A 13,706-nucleotide genomic window follows, 5' to 3' on the forward strand; every position below is an offset into this window, starting at 1 on the left:
CGCCCAGCCCGCTCAGTCGGCTACCCGGATCGGCGGCAACACGTCCCTGCCGGCATCGCCCTTTTCATCGACCAGCCCTTCCGGGTCGGGATGGATGAGAATCTCGGTATCGGGAAACTCGGGCCGCAGGCGTGCTTCCAGTTCGTCCATCACCCGGTGCGCCTCGCGCACGGTCATCTGCGCGTCGACCCACACGTGAAACTGCACGAAATCGCGTTTGCCCGAGGTGCGGGTGCGCAAGTCATGGACGCCGGTGATGTCGGGATTGCGCGCCAGCACTTCGAGGAAGCGCTGCTTTTTCTCCTCGGGCCATTCCTTGTCCATCAACTGGTCCAGGACCTGCTCCGAAGCGCTCCACGCACCCCACGCCAGCCAGCCGGCAATGGCCAGACCCAGCAACGGATCGGCCTGCCGAAAGCCCACATACTGGTCCAGCGCCAGCGCCGCGATCACCGCGATGTTGATCAGCAGGTCAGACTGGTAATGCACGCTGTCGGTACTGATCGCGAGGCTGCCGGTACGGCGGATGACATAGCGCTGCCAGGCGATCAGCGCGAAAGTCACGGCGATGGCCGCGACCGAGACGCCGATCCCCTCGGCCGCCGCTTCTACCCGGCCGCCCGCCGCAAACTGCTCCACCGCGCGCCCGGCTATGCCCAGCGCCGAAATCGAGATCAGGACGATCTGGAACAGCGCGGCGATGGCCTCGGCCTTGCCGTGGCCGAAGCGGTGGCCATCGTCAGCCGGCTGCGCCGCGATCCATACGCCCAACAGGGTCGCCACGCTTGCGACAAGGTCGAGCGCGGTGTCGGCAAGGCTGCCGAGCATCGCCGTCGATCCGGTCGACCATGCCGCCCAGCCCTTGATCGCCAGCAGCAGACTGGCAGCGCCGATGCTGGCATAGGCGGCTTGCCGGTTGAGCCGCGCCGCACTGGCGGCGCTTAAAACAGCGGGCGAATCTGTCACGGATAGAGCAGCGTGCTGGCCCAGCCGTTCGCGCTGTGCTCGAAACGGCGTCGTTCGTGCAGACGGTAGGGGCGGTCCTGCCAGAACTCCATCGCCATCGGCCGAACCCGCCAGCCGCCCCAATGCGCAGGCCGTTCTACCTCGCCGCCCTCGAAGCGCGCGCACACTTCCTCGTAGCGGGCCAGGAAAGTCTCACGCGAATCGAGCGGTGCAGACTGGTCGGACGCGACCGCGCCAAGCTGCGAATCGCGGGCGCGGGAGTGGAAATACGCCTCCGCCTCGGCCTCGCTTACCGGAGAGAGAACGCCCTCGATGCGGATCTGGCGGCGCAGGCTTTTCCAGTGGAACAGCAGCGACACCTGCGGATTGGCGGCGATTTCCCCGCCCTTGCGGCTGTGGCCATTGGTATAGAACACGAAGCCGTCCGGCCCGTGCCCTTTGAGCAGCACCATGCGCACCGACGGGAATCCGTCCGGCGTCGCGGTAGCAAGGGCCATGGCGTTGGAATCGTTGGGTTCGGTGCCCCGCGCCTCATCGTACCACTGCGTGAACAGGGCAAATGGGTCGCCGTGCGGGATGACTTCACGGGCCTGTTCGGAATCGGGCAAGGTAGACACGGTGTTCACTGTCCTCAGTTGGAATCTGGCCTCAGTTGAATTCTGGCCTCAGTTGAATTCTGGCCCAAGCTGAAATCTCTCAAGCCGCCCGCCGTTGTCCCCTCATGGCGGAAAGGGCCTTGATCGCGGACAATTCATCAACGCACGGCCCGACATAATGCCGCGAATGGCTTTCTGCCATGTCGTAGAAAAGCATCGACGACGCCGCAAGTCATCGCGGCGCTTGTCCAAACCGGGAGAGCAACCTAGCTAGGCAAGCATCATGGCAGCAGATCCCTATACCACCCTTGGCGTAACCCGCGGCGCGAGCGAAAAGGACATCAAGTCCGCCTACCGCAAGCTGGCGAAGGAATTCCACCCCGACGCCAACAAGGACAACCCCAAGGCGTCCGAGCGCTTCAACGAAGTAACGCAGGCTTACGACCTGCTTTCGGACAAGGCCAAGCGCGCCCAGTTCGACCGGGGTGAGATCGATGCCGACGGCAACCCCGCAGGTCCCTTCGGCGGCGGGTTCGGCGGTGGCGGCGGCTTCGGCGGCGGTCAGGGCGGCCAGCGCGGCTTCGGCGGCGGGTTCGGCGCAGAGGACGGGATCGACCTCGAAGACCTGTTCGGCGGCATCTTCGGCGGCGGCGGGCGCGGCGGCGCTGGTGGTGGCATGGGCGGCGGCGCGCGCGGCCGGGCTGCTCCGCGCGGCGCCAACGTGAACTACCGCCTTGCCGTGCCGCTTCCCGATGCGGCCGAGCTGAAATCCCAGCGCATCACCCTGTCTGATGGCAAGACGATCGACCTCAAGCTGCCTGCGGGGGTAGAGGACGGCACCCAGATGCGCCTCGGCGGCAAGGGCGAAGTCGGCCCCGGCGGCGCCGGAGACGCCACCGTCACCATCCAGATCCAGCCGCACGCCTTCTTCAAACAGGACGGCGACGACCTGCGCGTGGACCTGCCGATCACCCTCGACGAGGCGCTGGCCGGAGCCAAGGTCAAGGCGCCGACCGCCGCCGGAGCAGTCATGCTCTCGGTTCCGGCAGGCGCAAGCTCGGGCAAGGTGCTGCGCCTCAAGGGCCGCGGCATGACCCGCAAGGACGCCACCCGCGGCGACCTGCTCATCACCCTCCAGATCGTCCTGCCCGAAGCAGACGCCGAAGCGAGCGCAGAGCTTGCCCGCCGCCTCGAAGGCTGGAGCGATACCCGCGACGTGCGCGCGAAGCTTGGCGTCTGACCCGCCCGGCACGGCGGATACCGCGGGCGGTCCCCACCGCCACGAACCGCTGCGCCGCAAGCTGAAGCGGAAGGCCGGGCCGGGAACCCGGTTCTTCCGTGTTGTGGTGCGCGTGATCAACGGCACCTGGGACGACGGTTTCATCCACGCCGGCAACCTGGCCTACATGACGCTGCTGGCGCTGTTCCCCTTCTTCATCGCGCTGGCCGCGATCTTCTCGGCCCTGGGGGAGGAGGACCAGCTGGGTGCCTCGATCGACGCGGTGCTGCGCGCCCTGCCCCCGCGCGTCGCCGAAGTGCTCGGCCCGGTGGGTCACGACGTCGCCGCCGCGCGCCACGGGCATCTGCTGTGGATCGGCGGTATTTTTGGCCTGTGGACCACGACCAGTCTGGTCGAGACGATCCGCGACATTCTCCACCGCGCCTACAACACCACCAAGCGTCCGCGCTTCTGGCGCTCGCGGCTGATTTCCACCGGGCTGATCTTCGGATCGGTGCTGCTGCTGCTGATCTCGCTGTCCTCGCAGGTGCTGATCTCCGCCAGCGAGACGATCATCTCGGCACTTTTCCCCGGTCTTGACGATCTTTCCGGGCAGATCGCGATTTCCAGCGCGATCAGCGCGGGCGCCCTGTTTGCGTCGATCTACCTGCTGTTCTACCTGCTCACCCCATCCACATATCAGAAGCGAAAGTGCCCGAAATGGCCGGGTGCGGCGCTTGTCACCGCATGGTGGCTGCTCGTCGCATTTGCCCTGCCGAAGGTCCTCCAGACGTTCTTCATGTACGATCTTACGTACGGAAGCCTCGCCGGAGTGATGATCGCGCTTTTCTTTTTCTGGCTTGTGGGACTAGGGATGGTGGTAGGCGCCGAACTCAACGCGGCGCTTGCGGGGGCACCCGAGGCGCCAGACACGCCAGGACATACCGCCACGGACATGGGTGCAGCCACTCGCAGCGCCCTGGGGCCGAACGACAAGGAAAGTACAGGAAGAAACGAATGACCGGTCTGATGCACGGTAAACGCGGCCTGATCATGGGCCTTGCAAATGACAAGTCGCTGGCCTGGGGAATCGCCAAGAAGCTGCACGAACAGGGAGCCGAGCTCGCCTTTTCCTACCAGGGCGAAGCTCTGGCCAAGCGGGTGAGGCCACTGGCCGAAAGCCTGGGCAGCGATTTCCTCATCGATTGCGACGTGTCCAACATGGAAGCGCTCGACACTGCCTTCGCGCAGATCGAGCAGCGGTGGGGGAAGATCGACTTCCTCGTCCACGCCATCGGCTTCTCCGACAAGAACGAGCTGCGCGGGCAATACGTCGACACCAGCCTCGACAATTTCCTGCTGACCATGAACATCTCGGTCTACAGCCTGGTTGCGGTGACGAAGCGGGCGCTGCCGATGATGTCGGCGGGCGGCTCGATCCTGACGCTGACCTACTACGGCGCCGAGAAGGTGGTTCCACACTACAACGTCATGGGCGTGGCCAAGGCCGCGCTTGAGGCTTCGGTGAAGTACCTCGCCAACGACCTGGGGCCGCAGGGCATCCGCGTCAACGGCATCTCCGCCGGGCCGATCAAGACGCTGGCGGCCAGCGGCATCGGCGACTTCCGCTACATCCTCAAGTGGAACGAGCTGAATTCGCCCCTGCGCCGCAACGTGACGATCGAGGACGTGGGCGGTGCGGGTCTGTACATGCTGTCCGACCTGTCTTCGGGCGTGACGGGCGAAACGCATCATGTGGACTGCGGCTACCACGTCGTCGGCATGAAGCAGGAAGACGCGCCGGATATCGCCCTCACCTGAGGCAGGATAGACGGCGAGCAAAGAAAAGGGGCCGGAGGCATAACCTCCGGCCCTTTCGCTTTTGCACCTCGGCCCGCTCACCCTGAACCTGTCGAAGGGCGAACGGCTCAGGGCTGAGGCGAGGCGGCCTTGCCAGGTACGACAACCTCGGCCTTGGCCTTCTCGGGCGTATAAGCCTTTACGAACAGCTGCCACGAGGAAATCGCCAGAACCGCAGCCAGCAGCGGCTGCAGCACTTTGTCCGGCGCGTTCGTGGACAGATAGCTGCCGATGATGACGCCCGGGATCGAGCCGATCAGCAGGTTGACCAGCAGGCCGCCGTCGACGCCGCCCATGATCCAGTGGCCAGTGCCGGCGATCAGCGCCAGCGGCACGGCATGGGCGATGTCGGAGCCGACGATCCGCGCCATCGGCAGACGGGGATAGAGCATCAGCAGCACCGTCACCCCGATCGCGCCCGCACCCACCGAGGAAACCGAAACCGCCGCGCCGATCAGCGCGCCCAGCACCACCGTCCCGCCCAGCACCCGGCCGGGGGACCGCACCGAATCGAAATCGTGAGCGTGGCGGAACAGCCACTTGCGACCGATCACCGCCAGCGACGTCAGCGCCAGCAGGCTGGCCAGCGAGATCAGGATGACATGCTCGGTAGACTTGCCGACCTTGCCGAAACTCGCCAGCACGGCCAGCGTCACCAGCGAAGCGGGAATGCTGCCCATGGCGAGGCGCTTCACGATCTTCCATTCCACCGTCTGGCGCGAGCCGTGGACGAGCGAGCCGGCGATCTTGGTAATGGCGGCGAACAGCAAGTCGGTGCCGACCGCAGTCTTGGCGCTAACGCCGAACAGCAGCACCAGCAGCGGTGTCATCAACGAACCGCCGCCAACCCCTGTCAGCCCCACAAGGACGCCGACCAGCAGGCCGGCCACGGCATGGAAGATATCAATCGAACCCGTTACGCCCATCGCGCGTACCCGTTCCCTTCAACTGGCGACCTTGCGCGGAAAGGCCTGAGCCAAAGCCCGCACGGTGCCTCTGTGCCGAATTGTGGACGCATGACAAGCGCATTCGGGTTTCAGGGCATGAAGAGGGGCTTCCCGAAACGCGCAGCTTCCAAGAGAGCAGGCCAAACCACGCCCGATTCCCTGAAAGGGCCGCGTCGGTGTCCGTTTATGGAAAGGCTGGCGAAAAGCACCGTCGCCCCCGCAAAGGCAGGGATGAGGGCCGTTTTCAATTCACATCGGATAAGAAGCAGGGCCGCAAAGCCCGGCCCCCTGCTTACTTCGGCTTGGGCGGGGTCGTCGCCGTGCCCAGAGCAGCGTCTTCGGCCGCTTCCTGCCGCTGGCGCTGGTCGAAATAGGCTTTTTCCGCTTCCTCGACGCGGGCCTGCTGGGCAGCAGCGTCCTCATCGATGGTGGACAGGCGCTTCTGGCGTTCGGCTGCGATCAGTTCACCGAAGCGCACTTCCGAGCCGTTCTTGCGTTCCGCCGAAGCGCGGTCGATCAGCTGCTGGGTGCAACCGAGCGACCCGCCCGCGCCGACCGGCGAGCAGCTCAGCGTTCCGAAGGCGCCGACCGTTTCATAGGCCTGCACTTTGTTGGCCCATGCCTCGGACTGGGGCGAATCGATTCCTCGCAGGGGCTCGGGGATACGGAATCGCTCTCCTTCTCCCTTGCGCACGCAGATCACCATCTCGCTCGCGCTGGAAGGCGGGCAGGCATCCTGGCCGTAGATGATGAGCTGATTCACCTTCTCGTCGCCGGTGCCCGCGCCAGCATCCACCGGGATGCTCTGCTGCGCAAGGGCGGGCGCGGCCGTCAGCGCCAGGGCGGCGCCGAATACGGCAGAGATCAGGAGGCGGGTCATCGCGAAGGCTCCAACAGGTCGGTAGCGGCAGGGTACATCGCCGTTATAGGTACGTACCGGGTTGAACGATAGCTTAAGCTGCAGGCCTATCCCTGCATCAGGTCAAACCCGCGAAGGGTCAGATGCGTTCCGAAAGCTTGATCGCCACCCGGCAGCCCATGCGGATCGCATGAAACAACAGTGGATAGGCAGGCGCCTTTTCCGCTCCGGCGGCCAGCGCGGCGTCGCGGTGCTGGCGTTCCTCGTCGCGGAATTTGAGGATCGCTTCGCCCAGTTCCGGGTCTTCATCGCCCAGCTCGTCCAGCTGCTCGGTATAGTGGCGGTCGATCTCGGTCTCGATCGCAGCGGTGCAGGCCATCGCCGCTTCCGGACCGATCAGCGCGGTCGCCGCGCCCAGTGCGAAACCTGCCACGGACCACACCGGCTGCAGCAGCGTCGGACGCACGCCGCGCTGCGCGATCATCGCATCGAAACGCGCCTGATGCTCGATCTCCTGAGCGGCCATCCCGGCGATCTCGGTGGAGTGCGGCCCGCGCGTGCCCATCACCGCAAGCTGGCCTGCGTAAATGCGCGTCGCGCCGAATTCGCCCGCCTGGTCTACCCGCAGCATCCGTTCGCTGCGCCTGGACAATGCGTTCATCACTTGGCCTTCCCACTAAGCGCCACCAGGGCGAACACGGCCTGCGCCCCGATTGTCGAGATCACGAAGTTCCATCCCGCCAGCGAAATACCGAACAAAGACCAGGGCGCCACGTCGCAGCGGATCACCGGCGCATCCATGATCGCGGCAAGCGGATCGCCGCCAGCCGCAAAGGGACTTGCCGTGCAGGCGGTGACACCCTGCCACCAGCCATATTCGACCCCGGCATGGAAACCGCCGATCAGCCCGGAGACCAGCACGGCCAGCGCCGCCACTGCCACCAGCGGGCGTACCGGACGCCAGAAGAAGGCCAGCCCGCCGAGCAGGATCGCGAACATGTGCGGATAGCGCTGCCACCAGCACATCTCGCAAGGGGCCAGCCCGAAGACATACTGGCTGACCAGCGCCCCGCCGAGCAGCACCGCGGGAATACCGAAAGCCAGCCAGCGCGCGGCGCGCAAACGGGGGGGGGCAGGAACGGCCATCAAAAAGTGCTCCCGATGCCGATCAGCGATTGGCGGTCGCAGAGGCAAGTGCGGGCTTGCCGGCGGTACGTTCCAGCGTGCTGATCGCGTAGTGCAGCTGGAAATCCTTGATGCCCTGCTTTTCCAGCTCGGCCGCCGTCACCTTGAAGCGCGGATCGTCCATCTTGTCGGTCTCGAGATCCTTGTCCTTGAGCGAGGCCTCGTTGATGAGGTGGCCGCGAAGGTCGGATTCGCGCACTGCCCGCTCGGCGCGGGCCCGCGCATCGGGATCGGACAGCTGCGGCACCTTGATGTCGGGGGTAATCCCGCCCTCCTGCACCGAATGTCCCGAGGGCGTGTAGTAGCGCGCCGTGGTCAGCTTCACCGCGCTCTTCGCGTCGAGCGGCAGGAAGGTCTGGACCGAGCCCTTGCCGAAGGTACGTTCCCCCATGATCACTGCGCGGTGCTGGTCCTGCAGCGCGCCGGCGACGATCTCGGATGCCGAGGCCGACCCGGCATCGACCAGAACGATGATCGGCAGGTTTTTGGCCGCATCGCCCTTGAACATCGATTCGGCGCGGTAGAACTGGTTCTCGCTGGGATTGCGGCCGCGCTGCGAGACGATATCGCCCTTTTCGAGGAACAGGTCGGACAGGGCCACCGCCTCGTCCAGCGAACCGCCCGGGTTGGAACGCAGGTCGAGCACGAGGCCCGACAGCTTGCCGCCCTTGAGCGCCGCCTGCTTCTTGAGATCGGCCAGCGCGATGTTCACGTCGTTGCCGACATCGCGCGAGAACTCGTTCACCGAGATCACGCCGACATTGTCCTTCAGCTCGGACGTCACCGGCTCCAGTTCGACCACGCCGCGCGTCACGGTGACGTCGAACGGCGCATCGCGGCCCTGGCGGAAGATCGTCAGGCGGATCGACGTACCGGCCGCGCCGCGCATCTTGGACACGGCCTCGTCCAGGTCGCGCTCGTAATAGAGGACGCCGTCGAGGTGGGTGATGTAGTCGCCCGCCTTGAGGCCCGCCTTTTCGGCCGGGCTGCCCTTGAACGGCGAGATGATCTTCACCGCGCCCTCATCCTCGATGACCGAGAGACCAAGGCCGGTGTATTTGCCGTCGATCATCGTCTCCAGCCGCTGCAGCGAGGGGCCGTCGAGATAGTTCGAATGCGGATCGAGGCTGGCCAGCATGCCGTCGATGGCGCCCTTGAGCAGCTTGTCGTCGTCCACCTGGTCTACGTAGTTGTTCTTGACGATCTCGTAGATGGTGAAGAGCTTGTCGAATTCGTGGCTCGCACGGGTGTCCACCGCGGCCAGCCCGGAGGTCGCGATCGGCAGCACCGCAACGGCGGACACCAGCGCCGTGGCGCGAAGGAACGGGGCGATCTTCATCGGGCGATGTGCCTCTTTTCAGCGTCATCCGGCGTACAGGCCGGACGGGGGGTTCGTGACCGTGATCCTACCGAGCCTTGGCGGCAAACGCCAGCGGATCGGCGGGGTTTCTGGCCTATATGGCTATTACCGCGCCGATCCCCATGCCCCCGTCGAAAAGGGAGACGGAAACGGCGCGCTCCGCCATCATAGCGAGCGGATATATTGCAGGGGATTAACAGGAACCCCCCGCTGCCGCAGTTCGACCATGATATGTGGATTTCGCGGCCCGGTGATCCCGATAGGCGAACCGGCCACCACCGTTTCGCCTACCGCCACGTTCAGCCGCGCAAGCCCTGTGACGAGCGAGGTCCAGCCGCCTTCATGCTCGATGATGACGATCCGGTCATAGCCGCGATAGGGCCCGGCGAAGGCCACTCGCCCCGGTGCCGGAGCAACCGCCTGCGCCTGTTCGCGCGGAGCCAGCACCAGACCGTTCGAGCGGGCCTGCCCTTGCGCATTCTCGCCGAAACCGGTGACCAGCCGCCCCGTGACCGGGAGCATGTAGCTGGAGAGACCCGCAGGGGGAGGCACGAACTGCGAGGCTTCGACGACGCGCGCGTCCTCCGGCCGCGGCGGGCGCACGATCGGGCCCGGCAGCGCCGCAAGCTGTTCGCGCAAAGTGCCCTGACGACCCATTTCCTCGACCAGATCGCCCAGATCGCGCGCCTTTTCGGCGAGCGCCACGGCCCGGTCACCCTCACGCGCGGCGATGCCGCTGGCTTCGCGCCCGGCAAGGCGCTGCTGCGATTCGATCACGGCAAGCCTGCGCCTGCGCTCGCGCATCTGCCCCTGCGCCTCGGCAAGGCCGGCAGCAGCGGTGCGCGCCTGCCCTTCCAGCGCGCGGCCCCGCTCGATCGCGCCGCGCAGGGCGGCGGTGCGCCGCTCGACCTCGGGCAGCATAGTGTCGAGCATCGCGCGCATGTAAACGGCATCGCGCACCGAACCGGGGCGCAGCAGCGCCAGTAGCGGCGGACGGCGGGAAAGGCGCTGGAGCGATCCGGTGAGCCGGGCGAGCGGACCCTGACGTTCGGCCATCTGGGCGCGAAGATCGGCCCGCTGCGAGGCGATCAGGCGCATCTGCGCGCGCCGAACGGCGATTGCCGCCTCGGTTTCCTGAATGCGTGCGGCAATGGCGGCAGCTTCGCGCGCGGTGCGGTCGGCCTGCTCGGTGACCTGACGGGCGCGGGCCTCGAGCTTTTCGGCCCGGCCGCGGGCTGCCGCACCCTCGCGGCGGGCCGCCAGCATGTCCGCCTGGGCGCGCCGCGCATCGACCGCAGGGTCGAGCACTGCAAGCTGCTGCGTCATCGCCTGCGTGGCGAAAACGGCAATACCCACGGCGGAAAGGAGCAGGAGAGAACGGGGAACAGGCTTCACACGGGGTTAACTAGGGCACCGCGAGTCAGCCGGGAAGAGGGAAGAGAAATGCGAGCGTTATTACCCCCGCGCTTCCGGGGATGCTGGCATGGCGCCGCGGACAAGCGCCTGAATGCGCGGCGGCCGAGCCTCACCCCGAGCGGTGATAGGGATGCCCGGCCAGGATAGCCGTGGCCCGCCACAGTTGTTCGGCCAGCATTGCGCGGGCCATCATGTGGGGCCAGGTCATTCGCCCGAAGCACAGCAGATGATCAGCCCGGCTGCGCGCTTCGTCGCCGTGGCCGTCGGCAGCGCCGATCAGGAAACGGCATTCGCGCACGCCTTCATCGCGCCAGCGGCCGAGCAGCGCGGCGAATTCTTCCGAACTCATCGTCTTGCCCCGCTCGTCCAGCAGGACGTCGCGACTGGGAGTCTGGGTGGGAGGGGGAATCTTCCCGCCGACGTCGGGCAATTCGCTGTGGCGAAATGGCCAGGCAATGCGCTTCGCATAGCGGTCGAGCAGGTCGGCCTCCGGCGAGCGGGCGATCTTGCCGCGGGCGATGATGTGAAGCAGCATGGTCCAACTGCGCGCAGAACAGCGATGTCCCGGCGCAAAGTCCTTTCGAAAGGGTGCCCGGTCGTTCAGGTCGTCACTTGCGACGACCGGGGCTCATCCTCCAGCAGGCCCCCCTTGAAGGGAGCCTTCAGGCGCAGCGGTCAGGCTGCGCCGGTCGGTCCGTCGAAGCCCCACATACGTTCCAGGTTGTAGAACGTGCGCACTTCGGGGCGGAACAGGTGGACCACTACGCCGCCGGCATCGACCAGAACCCAGTCGGCTGCGGGCAGGCCTTCGATGCGCGGGCCGCCGAAGCCACCCTGCTTGAGGCGTTCGCCAAGTTTCTGCGCCATGGCCGCGACCTGACGGGTGGAACGGCCGGAACCGATCACCATGAAGTCCGCGATGCTGGACTTGCCATCGAGGTCGATGGTCACGAGATCCTGCACCTGATCGTCATCCAGCGACTGGAGGATCAGGTTCATCAGCGGATCATCGTGCTGAACCGTGGGGCTCAGCGGGGGCGTTGCGCCGGTTGAGGCCGGCTGTATCTGTGCCTGTGGCATCTTAGTGTAGGTCTGCTCCTTTCAGGGATCGACCGGGCACGATGGAAGCCACCGTGCCGCGAGCGATCGTTTTCTTGATGTGCCGGTTGTGCAGGAGAAGGGCCAAAAAGCCTCTCACGCTGCCGATCCGTTGATGGGCGTTCCACATAGGGGCCTGTGCGTGACCGCATCTCGCGAAAATCCACTTGAGGACTTCCGTGCCCACTCCGGATCGGCCTGGCGTATAGCCGTGGCCGACCGCGTATCGGGGTCGAATCGCAATGTCACTAGCGCAGGTGCGCTCCACCTTTCCGGGCCGCGAAGACTGGTCATGGACGTCCGGTAACGCCGCAGCCAGGCCATCGCGGGGCTCGCGAGGGCAGCGCCATCATACCCCGGACGGGCGATTACCGCAATCGGCATGAGTCGGGCGATCGTCCGCCAGTCTTTCCACCGGTGCAACTGTGCGAGATTGTCCGCCCCCATCAGCCACACGAAGCGCCGTTTCGGGTAGCGCCGCAGCAGAGCCCTGAGAGTATCGACGGTGTAGCGGGTGCGCAGTTCACGCTCGATCGCAGTGGGGCGAATCCGCGCGCGCCGGGCCTGCTTACGGGCCGATTCGACCCGTGCGGCAAGCGGCGCCATGCCGGCGGCAGGCTTGAGCGGATTGCCCGGCGATACCAGCCACCACGCCTCGTTCAGGCCCAGCGCGTCGATACAGAACAGGGTGATCCGCCGGTGCCCACCATGGGCCGGGTTGAAACTGCCGCCGAGCAGGCCCGTGACCGGGCCGGAGCGGGTCTTCTGCACAGGTCGAATCAGGGGCGCGCCTGCCCGGAACCGCGCACCTGCCACTTGTAGGTCGTCAGCCCTTCGAGCGCGACGGGGCCGCGTGCGTGCAGGCGCCCGGTGGCGATGCCGATCTCTGCGCCGAGTCCGAATTCGCCGCCATCGGCGAACTGGCTGGAAGCGTTCACCATGACGATGGCGCTGTCGACCTCGTCGAGAAAACGCTCGGCGGCGTCCGCATCATCGGTGAGAATCGCATCGGTATGGTGCGACGAATGGGCGGCGATATGCTCGATCGCGGATTCGAGGCCGTCGACCACGGCGACCGAAAGCACGGCGTCGAGATATTCGGTGTCCCAGTCCTCGCCGCTCGCCGGCAGCACGCGGGGGTCTAGTGCCTGCGCGCGCGCGTCGCCGCGCACTTCGCAGCCCGCCTCGATCAGCCCGGCAACCACCGAAGCGCTCTCCGGGAACTGGGTGTCGAGCAGCAGCGTCTCCATCGCGCCGCAGATGCCGGTGCGGCGCAGCTTGGCGTTGACCGTCAGCTTGCGCGCCATCTCGGCGTCGGCAGCAGCGTGGACATACGTGTGGCAGATGCCGTCGAGGTGGGCCAGCACGGGCACCCGCGCATCGGCCTGAACCCGCGCGACAAGGCTCTTGCCCCCGCGCGGCACGATCATGTCGATCAGCCCGGCGGCGGTCAGCATCGCGCCCACGACGGCGCGGTCCTGCGTCGGCACCAGCTGGATCGCGGCGGCGGGAATACCAACGCTTTCCAGCCCGGCAGCCAGAGCGGCCCGGATCGCACGGTTGGAATGGAGCGCCTCGGTGCCCCCGCGCAGCATCACCGCATTGCCCGAACGCAGGCACAGCGCAGCGGCATCGGCGGTGACGTTGGGGCGGCTTTCGTAGATGATCCCGATCAGGCCGATCGGCACCCGCACGCGCGACAGTTTCAGGCCGTTGGGCCGTTCATCGGCGGAGATCACCTCGCCCACCGGATCGGGCAGCGCGGCGACCTGTTCCACGGCGTCGGCAATGCCCGCCAACCGTCCGGCATCCAGCCGCAGGCGGTCAAGCAGCGCGCCGGACAGGCCTTTAGCCTCGCCTGCCGCGATATCCTGCGCATTGGCGGCGAGAATCTCGCCCTCCGCCGCGCGCAGGGCCTTCGCGGCGGCGCGCAGGGCGCCTGCCTTGTCCGCATCGCTCAGCCGCGCCAGCACGCGCTGCGCAGCGCGGCCATCGCGGGCCAGCTGTTCGACCAGCGCTTCGGGAGAAATCGCAGCAGGGTCGGCGGACAGGGAAGTCTGAAGGTTCATGGCCAGATCGACTAGCACCGCGCAGCTCCCCTGTCACCGATCGAGAAAGGGCGGGCGGCGAGGGCATTTTCCTACATCGCCGCGCCCTGCTACGTTCGCGCAGGTTCTTTCACATCGTTGTCACCGCCGCC

Annotated in this window: 15 protein-coding genes; 3 read left to right on the top strand and 12 right to left on the bottom strand. The window is 66.5% G+C overall.

What is annotated here, in order from left to right; genetic code table 11:
- Positions 1–12: 12 nt before the first annotated feature.
- A complete protein-coding gene (locus GVL61_RS10660) occupies positions 13–966 on the bottom strand; it encodes a cation diffusion facilitator family transporter (RefSeq protein WP_159979775.1) in 954 nt (317 codons plus the stop codon).
- Positions 963–1,583 (bottom strand): pyridoxamine 5'-phosphate oxidase, encoded by a 621-nt coding sequence (gene pdxH, locus GVL61_RS10665; protein WP_235037633.1) that lies wholly within the window; start codon positions 1,581–1,583, stop codon positions 963–965. The genes GVL61_RS10660 and pdxH overlap by 4 nt, the downstream gene beginning before the upstream one ends.
- Before the next feature lie 262 nt (positions 1,584–1,845).
- Between pdxH and GVL61_RS10670 the strand changes: the two genes are divergently transcribed.
- Genes GVL61_RS10670 through fabI form a run of 3 tightly spaced genes read left to right on the top strand, consistent with a single transcriptional unit; the run spans position 1,846 to position 4,602 of the window.
- The gene (locus tag GVL61_RS10670; protein ID WP_159979777.1) at positions 1,846–2,802 is read left to right on the top strand and encodes a DnaJ C-terminal domain-containing protein; all 957 of its coding nucleotides are present in this window, start codon (positions 1,846–1,848) and stop codon (positions 2,800–2,802) included.
- Positions 2,792–3,802: a YihY/virulence factor BrkB family protein gene (locus GVL61_RS10675; protein ID WP_159979779.1), complete on the top strand. Its 1,011-nt coding sequence runs from the start codon at positions 2,792–2,794 to the stop codon at positions 3,800–3,802. Before GVL61_RS10670 ends, GVL61_RS10675 begins: the two co-directional genes overlap by 11 nt.
- Positions 3,799–4,602, top strand: coding sequence for an enoyl-ACP reductase FabI (gene fabI, locus GVL61_RS10680; RefSeq protein ID WP_159979781.1), 804 nt, complete (start codon positions 3,799–3,801; stop codon positions 4,600–4,602). The genes GVL61_RS10675 and fabI overlap by 4 nt, the downstream gene beginning before the upstream one ends.
- 107 nt (positions 4,603–4,709) lie before the next feature.
- Here the strand turns inward: fabI and GVL61_RS10685 are convergent, their stop codons facing one another.
- From GVL61_RS10685 to GVL61_RS10730, 10 genes are all read right to left on the bottom strand, one after another.
- Complete coding sequence (locus GVL61_RS10685) at positions 4,710–5,567, bottom strand: sulfite exporter TauE/SafE family protein (protein ID WP_159979783.1); 858 nt, start codon at positions 5,565–5,567, stop codon at positions 4,710–4,712.
- A gap of 313 nt (positions 5,568–5,880) precedes the next feature.
- The gene (locus GVL61_RS10690; RefSeq protein WP_159979785.1) at positions 5,881–6,468 is read right to left on the bottom strand and encodes a hypothetical protein; all 588 of its coding nucleotides are present in this window, start codon (positions 6,466–6,468) and stop codon (positions 5,881–5,883) included.
- A gap of 118 nt (positions 6,469–6,586) precedes the next feature.
- Complete coding sequence (locus GVL61_RS10695; protein ID WP_159979787.1) at positions 6,587–7,108, bottom strand: demethoxyubiquinone hydroxylase family protein; 522 nt, start codon at positions 7,106–7,108, stop codon at positions 6,587–6,589.
- A complete protein-coding gene (locus GVL61_RS10700; RefSeq protein ID WP_159979789.1) occupies positions 7,108–7,593 on the bottom strand; it encodes a disulfide bond formation protein B in 486 nt (161 codons plus the stop codon). The genes GVL61_RS10695 and GVL61_RS10700 overlap by 1 nt, the downstream gene beginning before the upstream one ends.
- Positions 7,594–7,615: 22 nt before the next feature.
- On the bottom strand, positions 7,616–8,971 hold the full coding sequence (locus GVL61_RS10705) for a S41 family peptidase (RefSeq protein WP_159979791.1): 1,356 nt from the start codon (positions 8,969–8,971) through the stop codon (positions 7,616–7,618).
- Positions 8,972–9,157: 186 nt separating this feature from the next.
- Entirely contained in the window at positions 9,158–10,387 is a 1,230-nt protein-coding gene (locus tag GVL61_RS10710; protein WP_159979793.1) for a murein hydrolase activator EnvC, read from the bottom strand.
- Between the two features lie 130 nt (positions 10,388–10,517).
- Positions 10,518–10,943 carry a 23S rRNA (pseudouridine(1915)-N(3))-methyltransferase RlmH gene (locus GVL61_RS10715; protein ID WP_159979795.1) on the bottom strand — a complete coding sequence of 142 codons (426 nt, stop codon included), beginning with the start codon at positions 10,941–10,943 and terminating at the stop codon, positions 10,518–10,520.
- A gap of 140 nt (positions 10,944–11,083) precedes the next feature.
- A complete protein-coding gene (rsfS, locus tag GVL61_RS10720; protein WP_159979797.1) occupies positions 11,084–11,488 on the bottom strand; it encodes a ribosome silencing factor in 405 nt (134 codons plus the stop codon).
- Positions 11,489–11,602: 114 nt separating this feature from the next.
- Positions 11,603–12,277, bottom strand: a complete 675-nt coding sequence (locus GVL61_RS10725; RefSeq protein ID WP_235037634.1) for a nicotinate-nucleotide adenylyltransferase — start codon at positions 12,275–12,277, stop codon at positions 11,603–11,605.
- Between the two features lie 8 nt (positions 12,278–12,285).
- The gene (locus tag GVL61_RS10730) at positions 12,286–13,575 is read right to left on the bottom strand and encodes a glutamate-5-semialdehyde dehydrogenase (RefSeq protein WP_159980076.1); all 1,290 of its coding nucleotides are present in this window, start codon (positions 13,573–13,575) and stop codon (positions 12,286–12,288) included.
- Between the last annotated feature and the right edge of the window lie 131 nt (positions 13,576–13,706).

Origin of the sequence: Novosphingobium sp. 18050 (assembly GCF_902706195.1) — a bacterium.
GTDB lineage: Bacteria > Pseudomonadota > Alphaproteobacteria > Sphingomonadales > Sphingomonadaceae > Novosphingobium.